20 protein-coding genes are annotated in these 25,949 nt (G+C 65.6%); 15 read left to right on the top strand and 5 right to left on the bottom strand.

Going from position 1 to position 25,949, the window contains the following annotated elements; translation table 11 throughout:
- Positions 1-51 precede the first annotated feature (51 nt).
- Complete coding sequence (gene acnB / locus ACOZJV_RS05965; protein WP_078471425.1) at positions 52-2,652, bottom strand: bifunctional aconitate hydratase 2/2-methylisocitrate dehydratase; 2,601 nt, start codon at positions 2,650-2,652, stop codon at positions 52-54.
- Between the two features lie 407 nt (positions 2,653-3,059).
- On the opposite strand from acnB, the gene ACOZJV_RS05960 reads away from it, so the two are divergent.
- Positions 3,060-3,530, top strand: a complete 471-nt coding sequence (locus ACOZJV_RS05960; RefSeq protein WP_078471424.1) for a DUF1289 domain-containing protein — start codon at positions 3,060-3,062, stop codon at positions 3,528-3,530.
- Positions 3,531-3,717: 187 nt separating this feature from the next.
- On the opposite strand, the gene ACOZJV_RS05955 is transcribed toward ACOZJV_RS05960, so the two are convergent.
- On the bottom strand, positions 3,718-4,581 hold the full coding sequence (locus ACOZJV_RS05955; protein ID WP_078471423.1) for a universal stress protein: 864 nt from the start codon (positions 4,579-4,581) through the stop codon (positions 3,718-3,720).
- A gap of 225 nt (positions 4,582-4,806) precedes the next feature.
- On the opposite strand from ACOZJV_RS05955, the gene ACOZJV_RS05950 reads away from it, so the two are divergent.
- The 7 genes from ACOZJV_RS05950 (at position 4,807) to ACOZJV_RS05920 (ending at position 13,991) form a co-directional block, all read left to right on the top strand.
- A complete protein-coding gene (locus ACOZJV_RS05950; RefSeq protein WP_078471422.1) occupies positions 4,807-5,412 on the top strand; it encodes a tRNA-(ms[2]io[6]A)-hydroxylase in 606 nt (201 codons plus the stop codon).
- Between the two features lie 175 nt (positions 5,413-5,587).
- Positions 5,588-6,295 carry a winged helix-turn-helix domain-containing protein gene (locus tag ACOZJV_RS05945; protein ID WP_078471421.1) on the top strand — a complete coding sequence of 236 codons (708 nt, stop codon included), beginning with the start codon at positions 5,588-5,590 and terminating at the stop codon, positions 6,293-6,295.
- Positions 6,296-7,582 (top strand): ATP-binding protein, encoded by a 1,287-nt coding sequence (locus ACOZJV_RS05940; RefSeq protein ID WP_421547079.1) that lies wholly within the window; start codon positions 6,296-6,298, stop codon positions 7,580-7,582. It begins immediately after the preceding gene.
- A gap of 90 nt (positions 7,583-7,672) precedes the next feature.
- The gene (locus tag ACOZJV_RS05935; RefSeq protein ID WP_421547078.1) at positions 7,673-8,791 is read left to right on the top strand and encodes an AAA family ATPase; all 1,119 of its coding nucleotides are present in this window, start codon (positions 7,673-7,675) and stop codon (positions 8,789-8,791) included.
- Positions 8,788-9,225: a hypothetical protein gene (locus ACOZJV_RS05930; RefSeq protein WP_421547077.1), complete on the top strand. Its 438-nt coding sequence runs from the start codon at positions 8,788-8,790 to the stop codon at positions 9,223-9,225. Before ACOZJV_RS05935 ends, ACOZJV_RS05930 begins: the two co-directional genes overlap by 4 nt.
- A 1-nt stretch (position 9,226) precedes the next feature.
- Positions 9,227-11,050 (top strand): hypothetical protein, encoded by a 1,824-nt coding sequence (locus tag ACOZJV_RS05925; protein ID WP_421547076.1) that lies wholly within the window; start codon positions 9,227-9,229, stop codon positions 11,048-11,050.
- Positions 11,043-13,991, top strand: a complete 2,949-nt coding sequence (locus ACOZJV_RS05920) for a bpX6 domain-containing protein (protein ID WP_421547075.1) — start codon at positions 11,043-11,045, stop codon at positions 13,989-13,991. Before ACOZJV_RS05925 ends, ACOZJV_RS05920 begins: the two co-directional genes overlap by 8 nt.
- Before the next feature lie 23 nt (positions 13,992-14,014).
- Here the strand turns inward: ACOZJV_RS05920 and ACOZJV_RS05915 are convergent, their stop codons facing one another.
- The gene (locus ACOZJV_RS05915) at positions 14,015-14,581 is read right to left on the bottom strand and encodes a GNAT family N-acetyltransferase (protein ID WP_078471415.1); all 567 of its coding nucleotides are present in this window, start codon (positions 14,579-14,581) and stop codon (positions 14,015-14,017) included.
- 312 nt (positions 14,582-14,893) lie between these two features.
- On the opposite strand from ACOZJV_RS05915, the gene ACOZJV_RS05910 reads away from it, so the two are divergent.
- The 3 genes from ACOZJV_RS05910 to ACOZJV_RS05900 all read left to right on the top strand — a co-directional run bounded on the left by ACOZJV_RS05910 (position 14,894) and on the right by ACOZJV_RS05900 (position 17,581).
- Positions 14,894-15,328, top strand: coding sequence for an HD domain-containing protein (locus tag ACOZJV_RS05910; RefSeq protein WP_078471413.1), 435 nt, complete (start codon positions 14,894-14,896; stop codon positions 15,326-15,328).
- Positions 15,329-15,528: 200 nt separating this feature from the next.
- The gene (locus ACOZJV_RS05905) at positions 15,529-16,068 is read left to right on the top strand and encodes a CbrC family protein (protein WP_201130657.1); all 540 of its coding nucleotides are present in this window, start codon (positions 15,529-15,531) and stop codon (positions 16,066-16,068) included.
- 157 nt (positions 16,069-16,225) lie between these two features.
- Positions 16,226-17,581 carry an MATE family efflux transporter gene (locus ACOZJV_RS05900; RefSeq protein WP_078471411.1) on the top strand — a complete coding sequence of 452 codons (1,356 nt, stop codon included), beginning with the start codon at positions 16,226-16,228 and terminating at the stop codon, positions 17,579-17,581.
- A gap of 55 nt (positions 17,582-17,636) precedes the next feature.
- On the opposite strand, the gene ACOZJV_RS05895 is transcribed toward ACOZJV_RS05900, so the two are convergent.
- On the bottom strand, positions 17,637-18,359 hold the full coding sequence (locus ACOZJV_RS05895; RefSeq protein WP_201130659.1) for a pirin family protein: 723 nt from the start codon (positions 18,357-18,359) through the stop codon (positions 17,637-17,639).
- Between the two features lie 249 nt (positions 18,360-18,608).
- Here ACOZJV_RS05895 and ACOZJV_RS05890 point away from each other — a divergent pair, with 249 nt between their 5' ends.
- The gene (locus ACOZJV_RS05890; RefSeq protein WP_421547587.1) at positions 18,609-19,559 is read left to right on the top strand and encodes a GlxA family transcriptional regulator; all 951 of its coding nucleotides are present in this window, start codon (positions 18,609-18,611) and stop codon (positions 19,557-19,559) included.
- Between the two features lie 186 nt (positions 19,560-19,745).
- Entirely contained in the window at positions 19,746-21,251 is a 1,506-nt protein-coding gene (locus ACOZJV_RS05885) for an ATP-binding protein (RefSeq protein ID WP_421547074.1), read from the top strand.
- On the opposite strand, the gene ACOZJV_RS05880 is transcribed toward ACOZJV_RS05885, so the two are convergent.
- On the bottom strand, positions 21,216-24,038 hold the full coding sequence (locus ACOZJV_RS05880) for an ATP-binding protein (protein WP_421547073.1): 2,823 nt from the start codon (positions 24,036-24,038) through the stop codon (positions 21,216-21,218). The two genes, ACOZJV_RS05885 and ACOZJV_RS05880, sit on opposite strands and share 36 nt — an antisense overlap.
- A 350-nt stretch (positions 24,039-24,388) precedes the next feature.
- Here ACOZJV_RS05880 and ACOZJV_RS05875 point away from each other — a divergent pair, with 350 nt between their 5' ends.
- Together ACOZJV_RS05875 and ACOZJV_RS05870 are read left to right on the top strand one after the other, a co-directional pair.
- The gene (locus ACOZJV_RS05875) at positions 24,389-24,955 is read left to right on the top strand and encodes a flavodoxin family protein (RefSeq protein ID WP_421547072.1); all 567 of its coding nucleotides are present in this window, start codon (positions 24,389-24,391) and stop codon (positions 24,953-24,955) included.
- Positions 24,956-25,010: 55 nt separating this feature from the next.
- Complete coding sequence (locus ACOZJV_RS05870; RefSeq protein WP_078471406.1) at positions 25,011-25,835, top strand: alpha/beta fold hydrolase; 825 nt, start codon at positions 25,011-25,013, stop codon at positions 25,833-25,835.
- The last annotated feature ends 114 nt before the right edge of the window (positions 25,836-25,949 follow it).

Here is a 25,949-nt window from a genome sequence, read left to right as displayed (position 1 = left end):
AAAAACGCCGCGTATCGTGGAATACGCGGCGTTCTTCAGTGCTTTACAACGTTAGGCTTGGATCACCGGAATGTTGGCATTCGCGGCAGCCTCACGGAATTCGGCGATCTGGTCAAAACTCAGGTAGCGATACACATCGCTGGCCATGGTGTTGATCTGAGCGGCGTATTCCATGTACTCCTCGACGGTCGGCAGGCGACCCAGGATCGAAGCCACCGACGCCAGCTCGGCCGAAGCCAGGTAGACGTTCGCGCCATCACCCAGACGGTTCGGGAAGTTACGGGTCGAAGTCGACACAACGGTCGAGTTCGGCTCTACGCGTGCCTGGTTACCCATGCACAGCGAGCAGCCCGGCATTTCCATGCGCGCGCCAGCCTTGCCGTAGATGCCGTAGTAGCCTTCTTCGGTCAGTTGGTGAGCGTCCATCTTGGTCGGCGGCGACAGCCACAGACGGGTTGGCAGCTGGCCCTTGACCTGATCCAGCAGCTTACCGGCAGCGCGGAAGTGACCGATGTTGGTCATGCACGAACCGATGAACACTTCGTCGATCTTCTCGCCAGCAACGCTGGACAGCAGACGGGCGTCGTCCGGGTCGTTCGGCGCGCAGAGCACAGGCTCCTTGATTTCAGCCAGGTCGATTTCGATGACTTCGGCGTATTCGGCGTCGGCATCAGCCACCATCAGCTCAGGGTTGGCGATCCAGGCTTCCATCGCTTGAGCACGACGTTCCAGGGTCCGCGCATCGCCGTAGCCTTCGCCGATCATCCAGCGCAGCAGGGTGATGTTGGAGCTCAGGTACTCGGTGATCGACTCTTTCGACAGCTTGATGGTGCAACCGGCAGCCGAACGTTCGGCCGAGGCGTCGGACAGCTCGAAGGCTTGTTCGATGCTCAGGTTGTCCAGGCCTTCGATTTCCAGGATGCGGCCGGAGAAGGCGTTCTTCTTGCCTTTCTTTTCTACGGTCAGCAGGCCAGCCTGGATCGCGTAGTAAGGAATGGCGTGAACCAGGTCACGCAGGGTGATACCCGGTTGCATTTCGCCCTTGAAGCGCACCAGGATCGATTCCGGCATGTCCAGTGGCATAACACCCGTGGCGGCGGCGAACGCTACCAGGCCGGAACCGGCCGGGAACGAGATGCCCATCGGGAAACGGGTGTGGGAGTCACCACCGGTGCCGACGGTGTCCGGCAGCAGCATGCGGTTCAGCCAGCTGTGGATGATGCCGTCGCCTGGACGTAGCGATACACCGCCACGAGTCATGATGAAGTCAGGCAGGGTGTGGTGGGTGGTCACGTCGATCGGCTTTGGATAGGCCGCGGTGTGGCAGAACGACTGCATCACCAGATCGGTGGAGAAGCCCAGGCACGCCAGGTCTTTCAGTTCGTCACGGGTCATTGGACCGGTGGTGTCCTGGGAGCCGACGGTGGTCATTTTCGGTTCGCAGTAAGTACCAGGACGAACGCCTGCTACGCCGCAAGCCTTGCCGACCATTTTCTGCGCCAGGGTGAAACCCTTGGTGCTTTCAGCCGGTGCTTCAGGCTTCTTGAACAGGTCCGACGGTGGCAGACCCAGTTCGGTACGGGCTTTCTCGGTCAGGCCACGGCCGATGATCAGCGGGATACGGCCGCCGGCACGAACTTCGTCCAACAGGACCGGGGTCTTCATTTCGAAGGTGGTCAGGACTTCATCGGTGCCGTGTTTGCAGACTTTGCCAGCATGGGGGTACAGGTCGATCACGTCGCCCATGTTCATGTTGGTAACGTCGAACTCGATAGGCAGTGCGCCGGCATCTTCCATGGTGTTGTAGAAGATGGGAGCGATCTTGCTGCCGAAGCAGAAGCCGCCAGCGCGTTTGTTCGGCACGTAAGGAACGTCGTCGCCGAAGAACCACAGTACGGAGTTGGTGGCCGACTTACGCGACGAACCGGTACCGACCACGTCACCGACGTAGGCGATCGGGAAGCCTTGGCCGCGCATTTCTTCGATCTGCTTCATCGGGCCGGTCTTGCCTTGCTCGTCCGGCACGATGCCTTCGCGAGCCATTTTCAGCATGGCCAGGGCGTGCAGCGGGATGTCAGGGCGGGACCAGGCATCCGGGGCAGGGGACAGGTCGTCGGTGTTGGTTTCGCCGGTGACCTTGAACACGCGCAGGCTGATCTTGTCGGCCAGGGTTGGGCGGTTCTTGAACCACTCGCCGTCGGCCCAGGACTGGATCACGGCTTTGGCGTGCTGGTTGCCGGCCTTGGCTTTTTCAGCCACGTCGTGGAACGCATCGAACATCAGCAGGGTGTGCTTGAGTTGGGCGGCAGCGACCGGCGCCAGCTCGGCGTCGTCCAGCAGTTCGACCAGGGTCACGATGTTGTAGCCGCCTTGCATGGTGCCGAGCAGTTCAACAGCGCGTTTCTTGTCGATCAGAGGGGAAGTGGCTTCGCCCTTGGCCAGGGCAGACAGGAAACCGGCCTTGACGTAAGCAGCTTCGTCAACGCCTGGTGGAATGCGGTTGGTGATCAGGTCAACGAGGAATTCTTCTTCGCCAGCCGGAGGATTTTTCAGCAGCTCGACCAGGCCTGCGGTTTGTTCGGCGTTAAGCGGCTGGGGAACGATACCCAGGGCTGCACGCTCTTCGATATGTTTGCGGTAGGCTTCAAGCACAGTATTACCCTCATCAGTGGTCCCAAATGGGTGTCCGGGACGCTCATCCCGAAATTGCCGTACTCATGCGCTGCGTGGCGTTGTGGGCCACTTAGCCAGAATTACCGACAATTCCTTACAGAAGCTGCTTTCAAAGTTTTACGCCTGCAGAACGGGGAGCTGATGAGGGTTGGCGTTGGGCTTTTCCCCGCTGGAAAAACCCTTCGCCAACACCGTTCTGAAGGAACGACTGTGCTCGTGACGCTTTGAAAACAGCTTCAAACGGACATTGGCGCCTAAAAAGGCTGGCTGATTCTACGGGAAAAAAAATTTAAAGGTAAGTTAGGCCCCGAAGTTTGAGGGGTGATCAATGTTAGACAAAGGGCTAACATGCGCTCCTGTTTTGCTTTTCCGCGTACTCCCTACCTATGCCCAATCAGACTATCAAGACCCCCTGCGTCGGCCTCTGCTCCACTGTCTACGGTGATTTGGTGTGCCGTGGCTGCAAGCGCTTCCACCATGAAGTGATTCACTGGAATGGCTACAACGAGGAAGAAAAACGCGCGGTGTGGCTGCGTCTGGAACAGCTGCTGGTGCAGGTGATGGCCGGCAAACTGGAGATTTTCGACGCCCAGCGCCTGCGCGGGCAGCTGGAGGCGCGCAAGATCCGCTTTGTGCCGCACCAGTCGCAATACTGCTGGGCCTACCAGTTGATCGCCCGTGGGGCGCGGGTCATCAGCCAGCTGGATGCCTACGGGATGGTGTTGCTGCCGGAGTTCCGCGACTGGAGCCTGCCGGAACTGCGCGATGCCATTGATCGGGAATTCTTCCTGCTGTCGGAAGCCCACTACCAGCGCTACATCGCACCGGGGTTTCTCAAGGACGCATTTGGCGCCTGAGTGAACACCTGTGGCGAGGGGGGGCTGTGGCGAGGGAGCTTGCTCCCGCTGGCCTGTGCAACAGGCCCCAACCCTGTCACGTCAAGCTGCCTGACCCACCGCCGCGCCCTCATTTACGGCCGCTGCGCGCCCGAGCGGGAGCAAGCTCCCTCGCCACAAGAGCGCAGTGCCCGCGCTAACAGGCTTTTCAGCCCTTGGCCGCCAACTCCTCCAGGTGGTCCATCATTTCCTGCGGCTTGAGCACCAGCACGTCGCTTTCCAGAGAGTCGAGCACCACTTCCGCGGTATTGCCGATCAGGGCGCCCGACAGCCCGGTGCGCGCCACGGTGCCAATGATGGTCACCGCCGCCTGCAGCTGATGGGCGGTGTGGGGGATCAGCACATCCGCCGGGCCTTCTTCGATATGCAGGTGCGCGTCGTCGATATCGAATTCGGCCTGGAACGCCTTGCACTGCTCGCGGTAGCGCGCCTCGATGGTTTCCTTGAGCTGGAACACCGGGTCGGCCGCCGACAGCATGGGCGAGGGGTGGGCGCTGATCACATGCAGCCGGGCCTTGGCCAGGCTGGCGATGTCGAAGCCGTGGTCGACGATGCTGTTGTGCAGGGCGCGGTGTTCGCCGTCGGTGTTGCCGACGTCGATGGCCGCCAGGATCACTTGGCCGGCCCAGGGCTTGGAGGTCTTGACCAGCAGCACCGGGGTCGGGCAGTAGCGCAGCAGCTTCCAGTCGGCAGGGGTGAGCAGGGCCTTTTTCAGCGGGTTGTCGGCAAAGTGCTGCTTGATCACCAGGCCACAGCCCTCGGCCTGCTGCACGTCGATGATGGTCTGGTGCAGGCTGTCATTCCAGGCCTGCTCGGTGGTCACGCTGTAGCCCTCGCTCGACAGGCTGCTCTTGAGCACGCTGAGCAGCGCCGAATGCTCGTGCTTTTTATCGCAGACCAGCAGGTGCAGGTGGGCCTGGGTCACCCCGGCGATCAGCTTGGCGCGCTTGAGCGCGAGGCTTTCGGAATGCTCGGGCTCGATAACCACCAGGATGCTGCGGATGGCTTGCATGTCGGGATCTCCAGAAGGGATGAGGGCGTGCCTGCACAACTATAGTTGCTGCGCACCGGGCAGGATGTTGATGCACATCAAGCGGCGCGACTGGTGGTCTGTGGCGCGGCCGGTATAATCGGCGACCTTCGCCGTGAACCTTTTGTCCGTGAGCCTCATGTTATTGACCCGTGATATTGCCGCCGCCCTGCTTTGTGAGTCCTTTGCCCCGCTGGAAGTGCAGCCATGAGCCTGCCGGAAATTCACGAGTTCCTCGGCTGCCGCACCCCGGATGGCTGGGTCCAGGCCGCGCTGGCGGATCAGGAAACCCTGCTCATCGACCACAAGAACTGCGAGTTCAAGGCCGCCAGCACCGCCCTGAGCCTGATCGCCAAGTACCACTCCCATGTCGACCTGATCAACCTGATGTCGCGCCTGGCGCGTGAAGAGCTGGTGCACCACGAGCAGGTCATGCGCCTGATGAAAAAGCGCAAGATCGAGCTGCGCCAGCTGTCGGCCGGGCGTTATGCCTCGGGCCTGCGCAAGGTGGTGCGCAGCCACGAGCCGGTAAAGCTGGTGGACACCCTGGTGGTCGGGGCCTTTATCGAAGCTCGCAGCTGCGAGCGTTTCGAGGCCCTGGTGCCGCACCTGGACGAAGAGTTGGGCACGTTCTATTTCGGCCTGCTCAAGAGCGAGGCCCGGCACTTCCAGGGTTACCTGAAGCTGGCCTACCAGTACGGTGACGCCAAGGACATCGCCCAGGTCATCGAGCGGGTGCGCGCGGCGGAGCAGGAACTGATCGAGTCGCCGGACGTCGAGTTCCGCTTCCACAGCGGCGTGCCTACTCTGTAAAACGGATCGGGTCCGTGTAAAAAAACAGGCAAATTGTAAAAAACTCTTAAAAGAATGAAAGTTCGCGCAAAGCCGGCCGCAATGGCCGGTTTTTGCGTATTGGCGTAGCCGTGGATTCACCTGTTGGGCCCTATAATGCGCGCACTGAAAATGGGCGGGTCGCAGACGGGTACTTATGGATAACCTGGGTCTTGGCAAAGTATTGCTGGTGGAGGATGACGAAAAGCTCGCCGGGCTGATCGCGCACTTCCTGTGCCAGCACGGATTTGAAGTCCGCACCGTGCATCGCGGCGACGTGGCGTTGGCCGCGTTCCTTGAGTTCAAGCCGAAAATCGTCGTCCTCGACCTGATGCTGCCGGGGCAGAGCGGGCTGCACGTGTGCAGGGAAATCCGCGCGGTGTCCGACACCCCGATCGTGATCCTCACTGCCAAGGAAGATGACCTGGACCACATCCTGGGGCTGGAGTCCGGCGCCGACGATTATGTGATCAAGCCGATCAAGCCGCCGGTGCTGCTGGCTCGCCTGCGCGCCCTGCAACGGCGCCAGGTGCCCGAGGCGCCGGCGCGCGGCAACTTGGAGTTCGGCAGCCTGAGCATCGATCGCAGTTGCCGCGAAGTGCGCCTTGAAGGCGAAGGGATCGAGCTGACCACCATGGAGTTCGAACTGCTGTGGCTGCTGGCCAGCTCGGCGGGCAAGATCCTGTCGCGGGACGACATTCTCAACCGCATGCGCGGGATCGCCTTCGACGGCCTCAACCGCAGCGTCGACGTCTATATCAGCAAGCTGCGGGCCAAGCTCAAGGACAACCCGCGCGAGCCGCTGTGCATCAAGACCATCTGGGGCAAGGGCTATCTGTTCAATCCGTTCGCGTGGGAGCTTTAGATGCTGCGGCTTTTCCTGGGCTTGTACATTGTCCTGGCCATTGGTTTTGCCGGGGCCATCACGGCGGTCGACCATATCTTCACCACGGTGCTCAGTGACCCGCTGGAAGCCTATAACCGTGATGCGGTGCGCGGCCCGGCCTACAGCCTGACGGAGAAACTGCGGCCCTACGACAGCCAGGGGCGCGAGCAGCAACTGGAACAGCTCAAGCCGCACTATGGCTTGCAATTGAAGCTGGTGCAGGCCGCTGAACTGGGCCTCAGCCCCCGGGAGCAGGCGCTGCTGGACAGCAACCAGCTGGTGGTGCGCCAGACCTTCACCGAGTTCATCGCCAACATTGACGGCGGCCCGCAGCTGCTGAGCATCAAGCTGCCGGAAGAACCCTCGCTGACCATCCTCTACACCATCGCCGCCTATGCCTTGCTCGGCGCGTTGGTGGGCATCGTCCTGTACTTCTGGGTGCGCCCGCACTGGCGGGACCTGGAGCAGCTGCGGCTGGCCGCCGAGCGTTTTGGCAACAACGACCTGGGCACGCGCCTGCACCTGTCGCGGCGCTCGAACATCCGTGACCTGGCCGAGCACTTCAACCGCATGGCCGGGCGCATCGAGGGCCTGATCGCCAACCAGCGCGAGCTGACCAACGCGGTGTCCCACGAGCTGCGCACGCCGATTGCCCGGTTGTCCTTTGAACTCGACCAGCTCCGGCAGCAACCCGACCCCCGGGAAAACCGCGAGCTGATCGCCGATATGTACTCGGACCTCGGCGAACTGGAGGAAATGGTCTCCGAGCTGCTGACCTATGCCAGCCTCGAACGCGGGGCCACGGTGATCAAGCGCGAAGATATCCAGGCCCACAGTTGGCTCGACAGTGTGGTGGGCAGTGTTGCCCTGGAGGCCGAGGCGGCCGGGGTGCAACTGCGGGTTCGCACCTGCCAGGTCGATTCGATCCGCATCGAGCCACGGTTTATGGCGCGGGCCGTGATCAACCTGCTGCGCAACGCGATTCGCTATGCCGAACAGCGGGTCGAGGTGTCGCTGGTGCGCCAGGGCGACGGTTATGAAGTGCGGGTCAACGACGACGGGCCCGGGGTGCCGATCGATGGGCGGGAGAAGGTCTTTGAACCCTTTTCCCGCCTCGATGCCAGCCGCGATCGGCGCACCGGCGGCTTTGGCCTGGGCCTGGCTCTGGTGCGGCGGGTCTCGCAATCCCATGGCGGGCATGTCGAAGTCGGTGATTCGGAGTGGGGCGGTGCCTCGTTCCGCATGACCTGGGCCCATCTGGAATAAGGCGCCGCCCGACGCCCCGGCGCAATGCGCGCTTTGCGATCAGGGGCGGATCAGGCAGAATCCTGCGCTTTGATTTCAGGGAAGACAGTGATGATCGCCTCATTGCAGAGCGCCGCGGCGCAGGTTCGAAGCGCGGTCCGGGTCGCCACTGAAGGCCTGGTAGGCCGTGAGCAACTGGCCGAGCTGATTGTGCTGGCCGCCGTCGCCCAGGAGCACCTGCTGGTGATCGGCCCGCCGGGCACTGCGAAAAGCGCCGTGGTGCGGCGTGTTGCCCAGTCCATGGGCGGGCGCTACTTCGAATACCTGCTGGGCCGGTTCACCGAGCCTTCGGAGCTGTTTGGCGCGGTCGACCTGAAAAAACTGCGTGAAGGTACGGTCGAGACCGATGTCAGCGGCATGCTGCCCGAGGCCGATATCGTGTTTCTCGATGAGGTGTTCCTCGGCTCCACGGCCATTCTCAACACCCTGCTCGGGGTGCTCAACGAGCGGCGTTTCCGCCGTGGCCACACCCAGATCCAGTGCCCGTTGCGGGTCTGTGTCGGCGCCGCCAACGGCCTGCCGGACGACGAGGCCCTGGCCGCGTTCGGCGACCGCTTCCTGCTGCACCTGTTTGTCGAGTCGGTGCCGGACAACCAGCTCGAAGCCATGCTCAGCGGCGGTTGGCAGTCCGAGCAGCGTCCGGTTCAGCAATTGCTGGGGCTGAGCCAGCTCGACACCCTGAGCCAGGCGCTGAAAAGCGTCGACCTCGACCAGGCGCGGCCACTGCTGGCCACGGCTATCCGCCGTCTGCGCGAAGCGGGCATTGCCCTGTCCGACCGGCGCATCGTCAAGTCCCAGCGCCTGATCGCCGCCGCCGCGCTGTTGAGCGGCCGCACCCAGGCCACCGACGCCGACCTGTGGCCGCTGCTCTACGTGCTGCCGACCCAGGAAACCCAGCAACGCGGGCGCGAAGTGCTGCGCGAGCTGTTTGCCGCGTCGAGCAACAGCCATCTGTTCAGCGCGGTGGAGGAGGCGACCTTGCAGCCGCTGTCGCGGGTCAATCGTCTGCAGGAAACCGCCCTCGAACTGTTGCAGCGCCCGCTGGCCGATCACGCCGCCGTGGAAAGCCTGCTGCGGGAAATCGACGCCAATTTCGACAGCGCCACCTTGCCCGAGCCGTTGCAAGGCCTGCGGGGCCAATTGGCCAGCCAGTTGTCTGGCGGCGCATGACGCAAGCGCCTGGATTGAGCTGGAACTGGCAGCCCCGGGCCGAGCCGGTTGTCGCCCGCGCGGCGGTGGCCTGGGGCGATGTCGCCCGGCGCCTGCACGCCCGACTGCAACAGCTGCCGGCCTCCCAGGCCGCGCGGCTGCAAGCGACGGCCAATGCCCAGGTACTGCTGGTGCTGGGCGAAGAGGCCGATCTGCCGTGGATCGAAGGCCTGCAATACGCCGCGCCCGACCCTGAGGCTCCGCAGCTCTGGCTGCCGACCCACTACCAGCCCGACGTGCCGCCAGCGTTGCTGGCTCAGGCGTTGCTGGCGCGTTGTTCATCGACGCCGCTGCTGCTCTGGCACCAGCCGAAGGCGCTGATCCCCCTGCACCGACAACTGCCGGTCAGCGCGCAACACCTGGCGCGAATCGCCGCCTACTGGGCGGAGCCCTGACATGCAATTACCTCAAGCGCTGGAACCCTGGAGCGAATGGCTAGGCTGGTTCGCTCCCGAACTGCTGCCCGGGTTCGCCGATTTGCTGGGACGGATCAACCCGGTGCTCGGGCCGTTGCGTGGTCGCCAGCAAAATGGTGTGCCCGAGCCCGACGGCTTGGGCGACTTGCAACGCCGAGGGCCCTACGAGCGGCTGTTGTCCAGCGAATGGCTGCTGGCGGAGGAAGTGCCCGATGAGTTTCTGCGGCGGGCCGCCGGTGGCGAGCATCTGTTTGTCGCCCCGCAGTACCGCGCGCATCAGGCCAACGCGCTGATTGTGGTGCTGTTTGATGCCGGTCCATTGCAACTGGGTGCCTCGCGCCTGGTGCATGTGGCACTGCTGATCCTCCTGGCGCGTCGGGCGCGGGAAGCCGGCGCGCAGTTTCGCTGGGGCATCCTGCAAGCCACGCCGCGCCTGTACGAGCTGGACTCGGTGGCGCAGATCAAGCGCCTGCTGGACCAGCGGGTGTTTGCCTGCGTCAGCGCCGCGCACTGGCAGGCCTGGAGTGAATGGCTGGGGCAGCAGGAGCTGGCGGCGGGCGAATGCTGGGCGGTGGGGCAACGCCTGCCGATCGACGCCAACGACCCGCTGTGCAGCCACCGGGTACAGGTGCAGCGGGACCTGGATGGCAGCGCCCTGAGTTTCGAGGTGCTGGGTTCCGGGCGTGCCCGGTTGCAGTTGCCAATGCCCGACAACGCAGCAGCCATGGGTTTGCTGCGGGGCGAATTCGACAGCGTGCAAGCCGCCCCGGTGCGTCATGACGAGGCCGCGCCACGGGTGGCCCTGACCCTGCCACCGGTGATCTCCAGTGCCGGCAACTATGTGGCCCTGGCGCTGCTGGGCCAGCCCGGCGCAGTGGTGATCAAGCTGCCCACCGAGCAGCAGAAGAAGAAAATCGAGATCCGTCGCCACCTCTGGGCGGCCGGTCGCAGTCCGCTGAGCATGGCCTTTCTCAGTCGCACCTTTGGCGCGGTGCTCAGCGATGAGCAGCAGTTGGTGTTCTGGAAAATGTCCGGGCTGGTGAATGTGCCACGGCCGGGTATCGAGCAGCTGAAGATCCCGCCGGGCACCGCCAGCCTGCTGCCCACCGCCTGGCTGCGCAGCCGCGACGCCGGGCGTCTGTACCTGCTCGATACCCAAGGCCATTTGGCGTTCTGGACCATGCGGGTCTACCCGCTGCGCGCCGATCAAGAGCTGGGCAAGACCCATTTCCTCGCCGACCGGGTGCTGGGCATGGCCAAGGTCGAGCACGAAACCCTGGTGTATGTCCGCAATGAGCGTGGCCAGTTGCAGGCCCACACCGCCGGGGTCAATGGCGGCGGGCTTGACCGCTTCGTGGTGGGCGCTGCCGAGGGCGTCAGCCAGGTGCTGATCGCCGCCGGTTTCGCCTGGCGCCACGGCTTCGGGGCCTGTGCCTTGCTGACGGTGAACAATGGCAGTGAAAGCTGGCGCCTGCTGACCCCGGCCAGTTACCCGGCCCCGCACGAGCAGATCAGCCTGGCCCCGGGCTGGCGCGGGCTGGGCCTGGTGCGCAAGGACGAGAGCTGTTCGATGCTGCTGATGGGCCCCGACCAGCAGACCTTTGCCCTGTACTTCGAGGGCCGCCAGGAGGTGCTGTTCAGCACCAGCCACCCGGTGGTCAAAAGCAGTTTCTGCCCGATCAGCGGGTTGCTCGCGGTACTGACCGGCGCCCGCGAGCTGCTGGTGTACTCGGTGCGCCAGCGCAAAATGCGCCTGCAGCTGTTCTGTAACCTGGCGCCCGAGAAGGATGCAGCCCATGCATGAGCCAGGCCTGGAGCCGATACGCCATCCGCTGTTGCGTGGCCGGCAGCGCATCGAAGGCCTGTGGTTCAGTGCCGAACGCTGCCCGGAACCCGAGCGTCGGCGCCTGATCCTCAGCCACTGGCAGGCCGGGGCGCGGCTCTACCGCTTTGCCCAGGGCGATCTGCTGCGCTTTGCCGCCCCCCAATCGGTGCTGTGCGAGGCACTGCTGGGCTGGCCCCTGATTCGTCACGGCCGAGCCCTGTGTTCGGCGCAGCTGGATGCCGGGGAAATCGCTCGGCTGCCGGCGGCCGACCTGTGGCTGGTGCGCGGCAGCCAGGTCCTGGCCTTGCACCTTGGCGACGGGCAGTTGATCGAACCCGGGCGCTGGCTGGAGGTCGGTGACTACCCGCTGCTCGACACCTTCGATTGTGTGGTCGCGCTGCCGGCTCCGGTATTGCAGCCCATCGCCGTGGAAACCGACCTGCGGCAGGTGCTCGGGCCTGCGCTGGCGGCGCCGGACCCGGAGCGCGCCGCGGTGATGCAGGCGATGATCGAGCGCCAGCAGCAACAACAGCGCGAGGGGCGGCAGGCCCCCGCGAGCCCCGCGAACACCGGTGCCAGTCCTGGCGCACGGACGGGCAGCGGTATCGGCGGCATCGGTGGGCTCTGGGAAAAACTGCTGCTGGCGGGCCTGGTCCTGGCGGGGCTGTTGGCGTGGCTCAAGCCCTGGATCCGCGATCGGTCCAGCAGCCTGCCGAGCGCGGCGAGCCCGGAGCCGCTGAAGTCGGCGGGCGATTTCGGCGGCTGGATCCTGGCCCTGGTGCTCAGTGCCATCCTGTTCACCGCCATGCTCGCGCTGCTGGGCAAGCTGCTGCGGCGTAACAGCCAGGGCTGGGCGCCGTCGGCGCCGGCCAGTGCCGCCGCGCCGGCCGCCCCGGGCATCCGCCAGCGGGCCCAGGCCGGGCGCGCCAAACCGGCCCAGTGGCGGCGCTGGCTGAGCCGCCTGACCCTGGGTTCGCGCCTGCGGGATCTGTACGGCAAGCGCCAGGCGGCCTATCTGCGGCGCATGCTCGACATGTTCGAGCGCGGCGACTTGCAAGAAGCCCTGCGTCACGCGATCCCCCTGGGGGGCGAGCCCTCCGGCGAGCAGGCTTTCGGCACCCCCGAACGGCGCCAGGAACTCAAGCTCGGGGAGGCCCGTGGGGCGAGTCGGGCGATGTTGTTTCCCGATGACATGCAAGCCCATCTGCGGCAGCTGTATCGGCAAAGTTTTACCCGCCTGGATCGGGAAGGGCGGATCGAAGAGGCGGTGTTTGTGCTCGCCGAGCTGCTGCACGCCCGCCAGGAGGCCCTGGATTATCTGGAGCGCCACCAGCGCTTTACCCAGGCCGCCGAACTGGCCCTGGCCTGGGACATGTCGGCGCCACTGATCGTGCGCCTGCTGTGCCTGGCCGATGACTGGCCACGGGCATTGCAGGTGGCGCGCCGGGACGATGCCTTCAACGAAGCGGTGTTGATGCTTCAGGGCAAATGGCCGGAAATCGCCAACAAACTGCGCCTGGAATGGGCCGAGGCGCTGACCAGCAAGGGCCTGTGGTTGCAGGCGGTGGAGGTGATCTGGAACCTGCCGGATGAACGGGAGCGCGCAGCCCGCTGGTTGCTCGATGCCGAAGCCGCCGGTGGCGGGCTGGCGGCAGCGGCCCTGGTCAAGCGCGCGATCCTGCTGCCCGACACCCTGGAGACCTACCGCGACTATGTGCAGCAACTGCGCGATGACCCGCAGCGCTGCGAGGAGCGCGCGGTGCTGGTCCGGGCGCTGTTGCAGCACCGCAGCCATGGCGGTTCCCTGGCCTGGCTGGCGGGGGCCATTGTGCATGCAGTGCTGGCCGACGTGGCGCAAGGCCTTGGCCCGTTGCTCGCCCATCAGGTGCAGTTGCTGGTCAAGTTGAGCAGCGACAAGCTGCTGCGCGTTGACCTGCCGACCCAACTGTTGCAGCGCTCCAAACCGACACCGCTGCACTCGGTCCTGTCGACCCTGGAATGGGTGGCCGGGGAGAGCGGCAGCCGGGTGATTTTCGATGCGGTGCTGCTGGACGACGAGCGCTACCTGCTGGCCTTGGGCGAAGCCGGGACGCTGGTGGTCGATCGCCACGGCGCGCCCCTGTTCAGTCTGGCGGCCCCGGCCTGGCACATTGTGCTGGGCCATAGCCGGCAGGTGGCCCTGGTGCTGGCCCGGCGCGATGCGGTGTGGCGCGTGAGCAAGCTGGACCTGGTGCAGCGTCGGGTGATCGACCTCGGGGTGCTGGTGATGGAGCATTTTTCCCGAAGTTTCGATGGCTGCGCCTGGACCATAGGCGCCGAGCGCCAGGTGCGGGTGGTGGATGTCGATCGCGGGTTCGAGACCTTGTGGCACGTCAGCGACCTGCCGGGCAGCCTGTTGGGGATCAACGGCGACGCCGAACACGAGTACCTGTTGCTGGATGCCGGGGAGCGCGGCAGCGAGCGCTGGCATTACCGGTTGCCGGGGCGACGCTTGCAGGGTCGCGATGATGTGCCGCCGCTGACCGAGGTCGGCCAGTTCCAGGTGCTGACGGCCTCCGGGGATGTGTTGCAGGGCTCGATCAAGGACGGCGACAGCGCCGAGTCGACCCTGGTGCTGGCCATGGGCGGCAGTCGCAAGAGCTGGTACCTGCCGGGCCTGGGCGAAGACCTGTTTCATCCGCCCCAGGTGTTTGCCAGCCAGAAGTGGCTATTGATCGATTACCTGGTCGGCGAGCACGAGCAGCGCTGGCACTTTATCAGCCGCAGCGACGACCGCCTGGCGGCGACCATGACCTGGCCGCAACAGAGCATCGCCCACCTGCGCATGGGTGATTCCCACTGGCTGCTGTTCGACCGCGAGGGGCGCCTGTGCCATATCGATGTCGACACCTGCGAAGTGCGCCACCTGAGCATCCATTGAGCCGCGCCCCTGGTTCCAGGGGCTTACAGGTCCAGGCTGTGGATCACCTGGGTGGCGTCGTCCGGGTCGGTCCTGTGGCTGAAGCCCAGGGCGCTGGTCAGCTCGCGGATGCTGCGGTTGGCGGCGCTGTCCACCGAGTACAGGTGTTTGAAACCATTGCTGCGGGCTTCGTCGATCAGGTGCTGCAACAACAGCGCGCCGAGGCCGCGTTGTTGCCAGTCATCGGCCACGGTCACCGCGATCTCGCAGACATCCGCGCCATCCCCGGCCTGGGCATAACGGCTGATGCCGATCTCCCGCAGGCTGCCGTTGTCGTGGACCAGCGCGACAAAGGCCACTCGCTCCCGGGTGCCGACATCCATCAACTGGTCCAGCAGGCGGCCGTCGACTTCCTTCACTTCACCCAGAAAGCGCTGATGCCGGGTCAGCGGCGAGAGGTTTTCGATAAAGGCTTTTTCACGCTCGCGGTCCTGGGCGCGCAACGGACGGATCAGCACCGGGCTGCCGTCGTTCAGGCGATCGATCCAGTGCTGGCCCTGTTGGGCCGGAAATGACAGCGGGGCAGGGCGCAGGCTTGAGGTGCTGGGCATGGTCGAGTCTCTGAAAAGTGAAAGGGTTGCTGATCATTTACGCCTGTGGCGCGGGCGGCACTTGATCAGGGTCAAGCCTTGCGTGGGCGGCTCGACGGATCCGATCACCGGTAGGGCGGGCAGACAATTTATGTAGCAGGTGGAACTGCGGGCGCCAAAGGCGATCTGTTGCTGGCCCTGGCGCGCAATTGATAGCGGCAGACGGCTCGGGGCGCTTAAGATCGAGCACCGCGGATCACAGGAGGTATCCATGAACAACACCGGCACAGTACTCACCCACGGCCATCGGCCCCGCGCAGCAAGGGTCAGCCCATGAGCACACTGGAGCGAGCCATCGCCATTGCCGCCCAGGCCCACGAGGGCCAGTTCGACAAGGGCGGTTCGCCCTATATCCTGCATCCGCTCAAGGTCATGATGCGTGTCTCGACGCTTGAGGAACGCATGGCCGCGGTGTTGCACGACGTGGTGGAAGACACCCCGGTGACCCTCGACGAATTGCGCGAACAGGGCTTCAGTCAGGCGGTGCTGGCAGCCATTGACGCCCTGACCAAGCGCGAGGGCGAAGACTACCCGCTGTTCGTCGAACGTGCCGGCCGCGACCCCATCGCACGGGTGGTAAAACTGGCGGACCTGGCCGAAAACAGCGACCTGGCGCGCCTGCACAACCCCACCGAAAAAGACTTCCAGCGCCTGGAAAAATACCGCAACGCCATCGCCTACCTCACCGACCTCCACCCACCCTTGTAGCCGCTGCCGCAGGCTGCGCTGGCCCTCTGGAACACTGCACCTGCACCTGACCCAACACAGCGCCCATGCCGGTCAGCGCAGCCTCGTGCCTGCGCGGTAGCTACAACGCGGTGAGCGGTACAGGACAAGATGGCGAGTGACTCTTGCGTCGACTGATGGCAGGCTTCAGGGCGAAATCGCCTGAGCCAGGAGCTGTCCAGATGAATCTGCCCCATTTCAATTACCACCCCGACCCGGTCGCCAGCGGTTCCGTCGAGCCGTCCGAGGCCAGCTGCATCTGTTGTGAGCGGCCCCGAGGCTTGATCTACGTGGGCCCGGTGTTCGCGGTGGAAGAGTATGAAGAGAGCTTCTGCCCTTGGTGCATTGCCGATGGCAGCGCCCATGAAAAATTCGCCGTGACCTTTACCGACGAAGACAGCATCGGCCCCGACGACGATGACCTCGACGAACAGGTCCGGGACGAAATCAGCCAGCGCACCCCCGGCTTCAATGGCTGGCAGCAGGAGCAGTGGCTGACCCATTGCGGCGACGGTGCGCAGTTTCTGGGCAAGGCCGGTCACGCCGAACTGCTGGAACTGGGGGCCGAAGCGATCCTCGCGGTGCAGGATTCCACCGGCCTGCCCAACGGCCCGCAATGGGAAGGTTTTTTCAATGCCCTGGATAAACACCAGGGCCCGACGGCCTACCTGTTCCGCTGTCGCACTTGCCAGGCACTGGCGGCGTATCAGGATAACCACTGAGGGCTGCGCCAGGCGCCGCGTCTGCCTGGCTTGAGTCGAGCCGTGGCCCGTCCCCCCTGGACGTGCCGCTGCCGGCTGTTTCGTCCCGCCCCTTGACCGCCCATGACGTAGAATCTTCCTGCCTGCCCCTCATTTGCCGCCGAGACCTGCCCCCTCCATGCAAACCCCCACACAACGCCCGCTATGGAAGATCTACCTGGCGTTTCTCGCGCCGATGGTGCTGTCCAACTTCCTGCAATCGATGTCGGGCACCCTGAACAGCATTTACATCGGCCAGATGCTCGGCACCCAGGCCTTGGCGGCGGTCTCGGGGATGTTCCCCATCGTGTTTTTCTTTATTGCCCTGGTGATCGGCCTTGGCGCCGGGGCCGGCGTGCTGATCGGCCAGGCCTGGGGCGCGCGGGAGCCGGGCACGGTCAAGGCGATTGCCGGTGCGACCCTGTTGCTGGGGGCGATCATCGGTTTGCTGGCGGCGGTGGTGGGCAGCCTGTTTGCCCGGGAAGCCTTGCAGGGCCTGGGCACCCCGGCGGATGTGCTGGAGGACGCGGTGTCCTATGCCCGGGTGATGATGCTGACCATGCCGCTGCTGCTGGTGTTTGTGCTGTTCACCCAACTGCTGCGTGGGGTCAGTGACACGCTGTCGCCGCTGCTGGCCCTGGTGGTGTCGACCTGCGTCGGCCTGCTCCTGACCCCGGCGCTGATTCGCGGCTGGCTGGGGTTGCCGAGCATGGGCATCCAGAGTGCGGCGTTGGCCGGCCTGGCGGGCAATATCGCGGCCATGGCGGTCCTGGCCTGGCGCCTGAACCGCAAGCGACATGTGCTGGCGCTGGACCGTGGGCTGTTCGCGGCCATGCGCCTGGACCTGAACATCCTCGGCAAGGTGCTGCGCATCGGCCTGCCGACCGGCTTGCAGATGGTGGTGATCTCGCTGTCGGAGCTGGTGATCCTGGCCCTGGTCAACCAGCACGGTTCCCAGGCCACGGCGGCCTATGGTGCGGTGACGCAGATCGTCAACTACGTGCAGTTCCCGGCGTTGTCGATTGCCATTACCGCCTCGATCCTCGGCGCCCAGGCGATTGGTGCCGGGCGCCTGGAACGTATCGGGCCGATCCTGCGCACCGGGTTGCTGATCAACGTCTGGCTGACCGGCGGCCTGGTGCTCCTGGGTTACCTGTTGTCCCACTGGCTGCTTGGGCTGTTCATCACCGACCCGGCAACCCAGGCCCAGGCCCAGCACCTGTTGCACATCATGCTCTGGAGCATGCTGGTGTTCGGCTTCCAGGCGGTGGTGGGCGGCATCATGCGCGCCAGCGGCACGGTGCTGATGCCGGTGACGATTTCGATTTTCTGCATTCTGGCGATCGAGGTGCCGGCGGCCTATCTGTTCAGCGCGCACTTCGGCCTTGAGGGTGTGTGGATGGCTTTCCCGGTGACCTACTTGTGCATGCTGGCGTTGCAGAGCGCCTACTACAAACGGGTCTGGCAGCATCAGAAGATCCAGCGCCTGATCTGATCCACGCCACAACGCAACCCGGCAGGGGACGTCGCCCGTGCCGGGTTGCTGTGGGTCATGGCAATTGCGGCAGGTCCTGAGGTCGCAGGTCGAATACCAGGACTTCGGCATCCTCGCCCTGGTCGAGGTGGATTTCCCGCTCATTGCGCAACCGCGCGCCGTCGCCTTCCTGCAACCGCTGGCCATTGACCGTCAGACTGCCGCGCGCCACGTGGATGTAGGCGTAGCGCTCGGCGTCCAGGGTCAGGCTGGCGGCTTCGGCGCCGTCGAACAGACCGGCGTAGACCCGCGCGTCCTGGCGCACATGCAGCGAACCCTTGGCCCCGTCTGGGGAGATGATCAGCTGCAAGCGTCCGCGTTTTTGCTGCGCGCTGAAGTGCTCCTGCTGATAACGCGGTTCGGCGCCGCTGACCTGGGGCACGATCCAGATCTGCAGGAAGTGCACCGGCCGGGTCGAGCTGTGGTTGAACTCGCTGTGGGCCACGCCGCTGCCGGCACTCATCAATTGCACATCGCCGGGACGGATCACCGAACCGGTGCCCAGGGTGTCCTTGTGTTCCAGGGCGCCTTCGAGCACATAGGAGAAAATCTCCATGTCGCGGTGCGGGTGCTGGCCGAAACCCTTGCCGGCGGCGACCCGGTCGTCATTGATCACCAGCAGGTCGGAAAAACCCTGTTCCTTTGGGTTCCAGTAGTTGGCGAAGGAAAACGTGTGGAACGACTTCAACCAGCCATGGTTGGCGGCGCCGCGGTCCGAGGCTTTGCGAAGGGTCAGCATAAGGTCTTCTCCTGAAGGGGAGCGGGGCTGCGAGATGCAGGGCTCCGGCGTTGAGAAGAAGGTTAATGGTTACCGGTCGGCTCAAAAAGCGCCTGAAAGTTGAATGACTGTCGCTTTTGGGTTGACAGTGGGTGAGCGGTATTTACCCCCGAGTTGCGGAATATTCCACCCGGGGCGAGACCTTCGCCATAATGCGCGGGCCTGATTCCAGGCCTGCAAGCTTTGCCTCCGACGAGTGCCTTCTTTGTGATCAAAACCGTGGCTATGGTGCTGTTTCCGGACTTCCTCCTGCTCGATATGGCCGGGCCCCTGGAGGTGTTTTCCATCGCCAACCGTTACCTGCCCGACGCCGACCATTACCGGATTTCGACCATCGGCACCGAGCGGACGGCGCTGCGCGCCTCGAACGGGGTGCTGGTGCATGCCGACCACCCTTTGGAGCAGTCCCTGGACAGCTATGACCTGCTGCTGGTGCCGGGCGGGCCGGGGGCCTACAACCAGCGGCACCTGCCGTTGCTGGCCTGGCTCGAATCGGCGCCGCAGCGTGCCCGGCGCTACGGTTCGATCTGCACCGGGGCCTTTATCCTGGGGCATGCCGGGTTGCTCGACGGCCACCGCGTGACCACCCACTGGCACTACACCGAACGCCTGGGCAAAAGCTTCCCCAAGGCCCTGGTCGAGACCGATCACATTTACCTCCAGGACCGTCGGCTGATCACCTCCGGCGGGGTCACGGCGGGCATCGACCTGGCGCTGTCCATCGTCGCTCAGGACCATGGCAAGAAGGTCGCCCTGGAAGTGGCCAAAGTGTTGCTGGTGGTGATGAAACGCCAGGGCAGCCAGGCACAGTTCAGCCCGCTGGTGGCGGCCGTAGCGGCCCAGGACTCGCCGATTACCCGGGTGCAGAACCATGTCCTGGAGCACCTGGAAGAAGCCTTCAGCATCGAGCGCATGGCCAGCCTGGCGGCCATGAGCGCGCGGCATTTTGCCCGGGTCTTTGCACGCGAGGTGCAGATGACGCCCATGGAGTTTTTGCAGAGCGCGCGCATCGACCGCGCCCGCAGCCTGCTGGAAAGCAGCGACCTGCCGCTGAAGACGGTGGCCTTTCGCAGTGGCTTTGGCAGCGTGCGGCACATGCGCTTTCTGTTCGGTGAAAAACTCGGCCTGACCCCGACCCAGTACCGCCAGCAGTTCAGTTGAGGAGCGGATGGCCGTGCAGGGCACCGTGATGTCCGTGTCGCTCCCCGTGCCAGCATTGCCCTGCCATGTGCGCCTGCCAAGATAGCGTCGAGCCCTCTGGAAAAGGATGCGCAGAGCTTGGCCTGGCCCGTCCGCCGATTGAGGACGCTGTGCCTGGCCAGGTCATTTCGCGCCACAGTGCATGACATGAACCGCCTTGAACCCCATGACCCCGACGCGGTGCTGCGTTTCGGGCCTTTCACCCTGCAGCGCCAGCAACGCCTGGTCAGTGAAGCGGGGCGGCCGCTGCCGTTGGGCGGACGGGCCCTGGAACTTCTCCTGGTGCTGGTGGAGTGCGCCGGCCAGTTCGTCAGCAAGGACACCCTGATCGCCCGGGTCTGGCCGCACAGCGTGGTCGAGGAGATCAACCTGCGGGTGCACATCGCCGCGTTGCGCCGGGCCCTGGCCGATGGCCGCGACGGCCAGCACTACATCATCAACCTGCCGCAGCGCGGCTACTGTTTTGTGGCCCCGGTGTATGGCCGCGCCCCGGGCGAAAGTCTGGCCAGCGACCCGACGCCTTCGGGCCCACGGCACAACCTGCCGGCGCGGCTGAGCCCGGTGATCGGTCGTGAGGAACTGCTGGGCAGCCTGCTGCGGCGGCTGTCGGGGCAGCGCCTGGTGACGCTGGTCGGCCCGGCCGGGGTCGGCAAGAGCACCCTGGCCCTGCGCCTGGCCGAATTGCGTTTGCCACGCTGTCGCGATGGCGCCTGGCGGGTCGACCTGGGAGCGCTGCGCGAACCGGCGGCGCTGATCAAACACCTGGCGCACGGCCTGGGGCTGAGCCTGGAACCCGAAGGTTCGCTGAGCGATCTGTGCCGGCAACTGGCCCCGCGGCAGATGCTGTTGGTGCTGGACGGCTGCGAGCACCTGCTGGCGCCGTGCCGGGCCCTGGTGCTGGCGCTGTTGCAGGCGGCGCCCCAGGTGTCACTGCTGCTGAGCAGCCGCGAGCCGCTGCGGATAGCCGCCGAGTGGGCACAGGCGGTGCCGGTGCTGGCGCTGCCACCGCTGTCGGCGCTGCGCAGCGTGAACCAGGCACTGGCCTATCCGGCGGTGCAGCTGTTTGTCAGTCGGGCCCGTGCCGGGCAGCAGGGCTTTTGCCTGCGCGAGCAGGACCTGCTGGCCCTGCGCGATATCTGCCGGCGTCTGGATGGCCTGCCCCTGGCCCTGGAATTGGCGGCGGCCCAGGTCGCGGCGCTGGGCATCCACGGCTTGCAGGCCCAGCTGGAGAACGGCTTGCAGGTGTTGGGCAAGGGCCGGCGCACGGCCGTGGAGCGGCATCAGACCCTGAAGGCCGCCCTGGACTGGAGTTATGAACGCCTGAGCCTGCCCGAGCAGTGGCTGTTCCAGCACCTGGCGTTGTTTCCCGGCGGCTTCAGCCCGGCAGCGGTCAGGCGCAGCGTGGTCGGCAGCGCCCTGGAGCACGCCGACCTGAGTCACCTGTTGAGCCGCCTGGCGGCCAAGTCCCTGTTGAGCCTGGAACCGCGACCGGGTGCCCTGCGCTATCGGTTGCTCAACACTACCCGCGCCTACGCCCGCGACAAACTCGATGACCCGTTGCAGTTGCAGCATTTGCAGCAGCGTTATGCCCATTACATCGGCTGCCCGAGTTGGGTCTCAGGCCGCGAGCTGGCGTTGCAGGTCGTCGAGTAGGCGCCGCACCTGCATCAGGTCGGGGGTGGCGAAACCTTCAGTGAAGCGCGCGTAGATCGGCTCCAGCACATCCCGTGCCTGCTGGTAGCGACCCTGCTGCTGCCACAGCCGCGCCAGTGAGGTGGCGCTGCGCAGCTCCCAGGCCAGGGCGCCCTGGCGCCGAGCCACGGCCAGCGCCTCGAGCAATACCCCTTCGGCGCTGCGGGTCTGTTGCGGGCAATCCTGGCTCAGCAGGTTGTCGGCCCGTACCCGCAGAATCTCCGGTGCGCTCCAGCCGGCGGCACCGCTGTTGGCGCGTTGCAGCAGGGCGTCGTCCACCACCTCGGGGCGCAGGGTCAGCATGATGTCGCGGATCAGCCCGTCGCCCTCGGCAGTTTCGGGGTCGGCGCCGCCGGGGGTTGCTTCCAGCACCTGGGCATAGTGCCGGCCCCAGGTGTGGAACAGCCGCACCGAGTGTTTCTGCGCCTGTTGCAGCAGCAGTTCGAGCAAGGCCCGGGCCGTCGGCGCGTCGCCGTTGTAATGGGCGATGACGCAGCCGGACAGGGCCAGGGTGTAGCAGATCGAGGTGCCATGGTTGATCTGCAACGCCAGTTCCAGCGCCTGGCTGGCGGTGCGCCAGGCCTGCTCCGGAAAACCTTGCAGCCACAGGATCCGCGCGAGGATGGTCAGGGACGCCACGCTCTGGTCGTACTGCACGCCAAAACCGTGGGTAAAGCGATTGAGGTGGCCACTCTGGGCCATGCGCTGGATCACCTGTTCGGCGTTGTGCCGGGCCAGCACCTGGTCCCCGACAAAATGCTGCGCCAGCACCTGCAAGCGCTGGGCGCTGAGGGCCAGCACCGGTTCCTCGTGGGGCCCCAGGCGCTCGAAGTGCCGGCTCTGCTCCTGGGCCTGCCGGTAGTTGCCGCAGCACAGGTTGACCGCCATCAGCCCCGAGACGGCCTTGAGCTGGCCGAGCAGGTCGGCGCAGTGTTCGGCCAATTCCCGGGCACTGACAAAGGCCTGAAGGGTGTGCGCGGTGGCGCCGCGGGTGTGGTACGAAAAACTGCCCATGGCCAGCTGCAGGCTGATGTTCAGGCGCGGGCAGGGCGTGGCGAACTGCTCCAGCAGGGCCAGGGCCTTGCTCACGTACAGCCCGTGCTCCTTGAGCAACGATAGTTCCTGCCACAGCGGCATGGCACTGGCGGTCAGGCGGATGGCCAGGATCTGCGGGCCGTGGGGGCCCAGGCCCCAATCGAGCGCGGCGCGGATGTCTTCGCGGTGTGGTGCATAGCGGCTGATCCACTGTGCGCTGGGGAGCAGCTCCCAGTCATGTTCGGCCTGTTTCATCAGGGCCAGGCAGCGTGCGGCGTGGCGTTCGCGGGTGGCGAACAACTCGGCGGCAGCGGCGAGTTTCTCCCGGGCGTAGCTGCGGGTGGTGTCCAGCAGGCGGTACGCCACCTCGTCGTCGCCGGCTTCCACGTTCAGCAACGACTTGGCCACCAACTGCGTCACCGAACCCAGCACCTCGCCGGGGGCGATGTGTTCGCCGCCAATCACCGCCGCCGCCGACTCCAGGGTAAAGCTGCCGCGAAACAGCGCCAGGCGCCGTAGGCAGATCTGTTCGCAGGGGGTGAGCAGGGCGAAGCTCCAGTCCAGGGTGGCGCGCAAGGTCTGCTGGCGCGGCAGGCTGCAGTCGCGGCCACGGGTCAGCAGGCGAAAGCGCCCCTGCAACTGGGTCAGGAGCCCGGGCAGGCCAAAGCGGGCGATTTGTGCCGCCGCCAGTTCCAGGGCCAGGGGAATGCCGTCCAGACGACGGCAGACCTCGATGGCCAGGGGCAGCTCGGCGTCGCTCAGTTCGAAGGTTTCCTGGTTCGACAGCGCCCGTTCCAGCAGCAATTGCAGGGCCGGGTAGCCGAGGGCCCGGGCGCGGTCCGGGGGTTCGGTCGCCGGCGGGCAGGCCAGGGAATCCAGACGCTGCACAGACTCGCCCTCGGCCCGCAGGCTTTCGCGGCTGGTGGTCAGGATGTGCAATTGCGGGGCGCTGCGCAGCAGGGTCTCGCTGATCAGGGCGATGGCATCGAGCAGGTGCTCGCAATTGTCGATCACCAGCAGCATCTGCCGCTCGCGCAACTGCTCGGCAATGCCTCCCAGCGGATCCTGGTCACGGGGGGTGAGGTCGAGCAGGGCCGCGAGGTTGGGCACGATCAGCGCCGGGTCGTTGAGCGGCGCCAGGTCCAGCAGGCGGATGCCGTCGCGGTAATGGCCGATCAGCAACTCGGCGACGCGCAGGGCGACGGTGGTCTTGCCGATGCCGCCGGCGCCGGTCAGGGTGATAAAACGCTGTTGCGGCAGCTGTTGCACCAGGCTGTCGATCAAGGCCTGGCGCCCGATCATCCGCGTGCGTCGCAGCGGCAGGTTGTGGCCGAGGCTGGCATGGGGCAGGGGGGCGCTGTGGCAGGGCGCCGGTTCGATGCTCAGGGGGGCGACAAAACTGTAGCCGCGCTGAGCCACGGTGACGATGTAGCGCTGGCCGGCCTGGCCATCGCCCAGGGCCTTGCGCAAGGCCGCCATGTGCACCCGCAGGTTGCCGTCCTCGACGACGCTTTTAGGCCAGACACGGGCGATCAGTTCCTGTTTGCTCACCACATTGCCCGCGTGTTCCAGCAGGATCAGCAGGATATCGACCGCCCGCTTGCCCAGGCGCAGCGGACGCCCGGATTCCAGCACCAGGCGCTGTTGCGGGTGGATGCGATAGGGGCCGAAATGCACGGCCTGGTCGCTGGCAAGGGGCTTGTACTGACTCATGGGGCGGTCTCTTTTTCGGCTCGCGAAGCCCACGGCCACACCCGACCCAGGCGGGCAGTGCGCTGACTGGCGATGAACCTGAGCATATTCCTCAGGTTTTACCCGCTGCGCAACGAGGACCGCGCCCGCTGCACGCCGGCGATTTTCCTCCAGGGCGCGTCGCAGAGCGGTTGCGCGCCGGATTTACGGGGCATTGCCGATCGTCTGCTGGCGGCGCAGGGGCCAGAAAATTAACAACGTTTAACTCGTGTTGACGCGGGCCCAAGCCCAACCATTGGCGGATTAGAGGCCGTGCCACGGAGTCGCCCGGGCGCCCGGAACCGGCAGGGCCAGCCATCGAGGATGCCAGGATGAGCAGGGTGGCGATTGTCTATCACAGCGCGTACGGCCGGACCCGCAGCCTGGCCGAAGCGGTGTTGGCCGGTGTCGAGAGCCAGCCCGGGAGCCATGGCTGCCTGATCGCGGTGGAGCAGGTGCAGGAGCACTGGGACGAGCTGCACCGCGCCGACGCGATTATCTTCGGCGCGCCCACCTGCATGGGCAGCCTGTCGGCGCCGTTTCGCGGGTTTATGGACGCCACCGCCGCCTTCTATCTGGCCCAGCCCTGGCGCGACAAGCTGGCGGCCGGGTTCACCCATGCCGACAGCCTCAGCGGCGACACCCTCAACAGCCTGCTGCAACTGGCGGTGTTTGCCTCTCAGCACGGGATGATCTGGGTCGGCCTGGGCCTGCTGCCTGGCACCGGCGGCGAAGGCTCGTCCCTGAACCGACTAGGCTGTTCCCTGGGCGCCATGGCCCAGTCGTTGCCCGAACACTCGCTCCAGGCGGCGCTGGCGCTGGCCGACCGACGCACCGCGGCCTGCCTCGGCCAACGCGTGGCGCAGATTGCCGTGCGCCTGCGGCCTGATCCCGATTGACCCGGCGCTCGGCGCCGATTGTTGTTCGCCCGACCCACCCACGAGGAATCCCACCATGAGCACCTTTACCACCCGCGATGGCAGCGAGATCTACTACAAGGATTGGGGCAGCGGCCAACCCGTGGTCTTCAGCCACGGCTGGCCCCTGAACGCCGACAGCTGGGAGGCGCAGATGCTGTTCCTGGCGTCCCGAGGCTACCGGGTGATCGCCCACGACCGCCGGGGCCACGGTCGCTCCAGCCAACCGTGGGACGGCAACGACATGGACACCTATGCCGACGATCTGGCGCAACTGATCGAACTGCTGGACCTGCAGGACGCCGTGCTGCTGGGCTTCTCCACCGGCGGTGGCGAGGTGGCGCGTTACATCGGTCGTCACGGTACGGCGCGGGTAGCCAAGGCCGGGCTGATTTCTTCGGTGCCGCCGCTGATGCTCAAGACCGAGGCCAACCCCAAGGGCGTGCCGCGCGAGGTCTTCGACGGCTTGCGCCAGGGTTCGCTGGCGGACCGTTCGCAGCTCTACCGTGACCTCGCCAGCGGGCCGTTTTTCGGTTTCAACCGGCCGGGGGCCGAGGTGTCCCAGGGCCGCATCGACTGGTTCTGGATGCAGGGCATGCTTGCCGGGCATAAAAATGCCTACGACTGCATCCAGGCGTTTTCCGAGACCGACTTCACCGAAGACTTGCTCAAGTTCGATATCCCGACCCTGGTGGTGCACGGTGACGACGACCAGATCGTGCCCATCGAAACCGCCGGTATCGCCTCGGCGCGCCTGGTCAAGGGCGCCCAGCTGCTGGTGTACCCGGGCGCGCCCCATGGCCTGACCGACACGCACAAGGAGCGTTTGAACGCCGATTTGCTGGCGTTTATCCAGGGCTGAAGGCAGCCGGGGGGGGGGGCGGCCGCGGCGGGCGGGGGGGAGGGGGAGGGGGGGGGGGGGGACGCCGCGGCCCGCGCCCCAGGGGTAGAAGCGGCGCGGGGACCCAGCCGGGGG

The organism is Pseudomonas sp. QD4, from assembly GCF_049199125.1.
Lineage (GTDB): Bacteria > Pseudomonadota > Gammaproteobacteria > Pseudomonadales > Pseudomonadaceae > Aquipseudomonas.
This window is presented reverse-complemented; position numbering and strand designations above follow the sequence as displayed.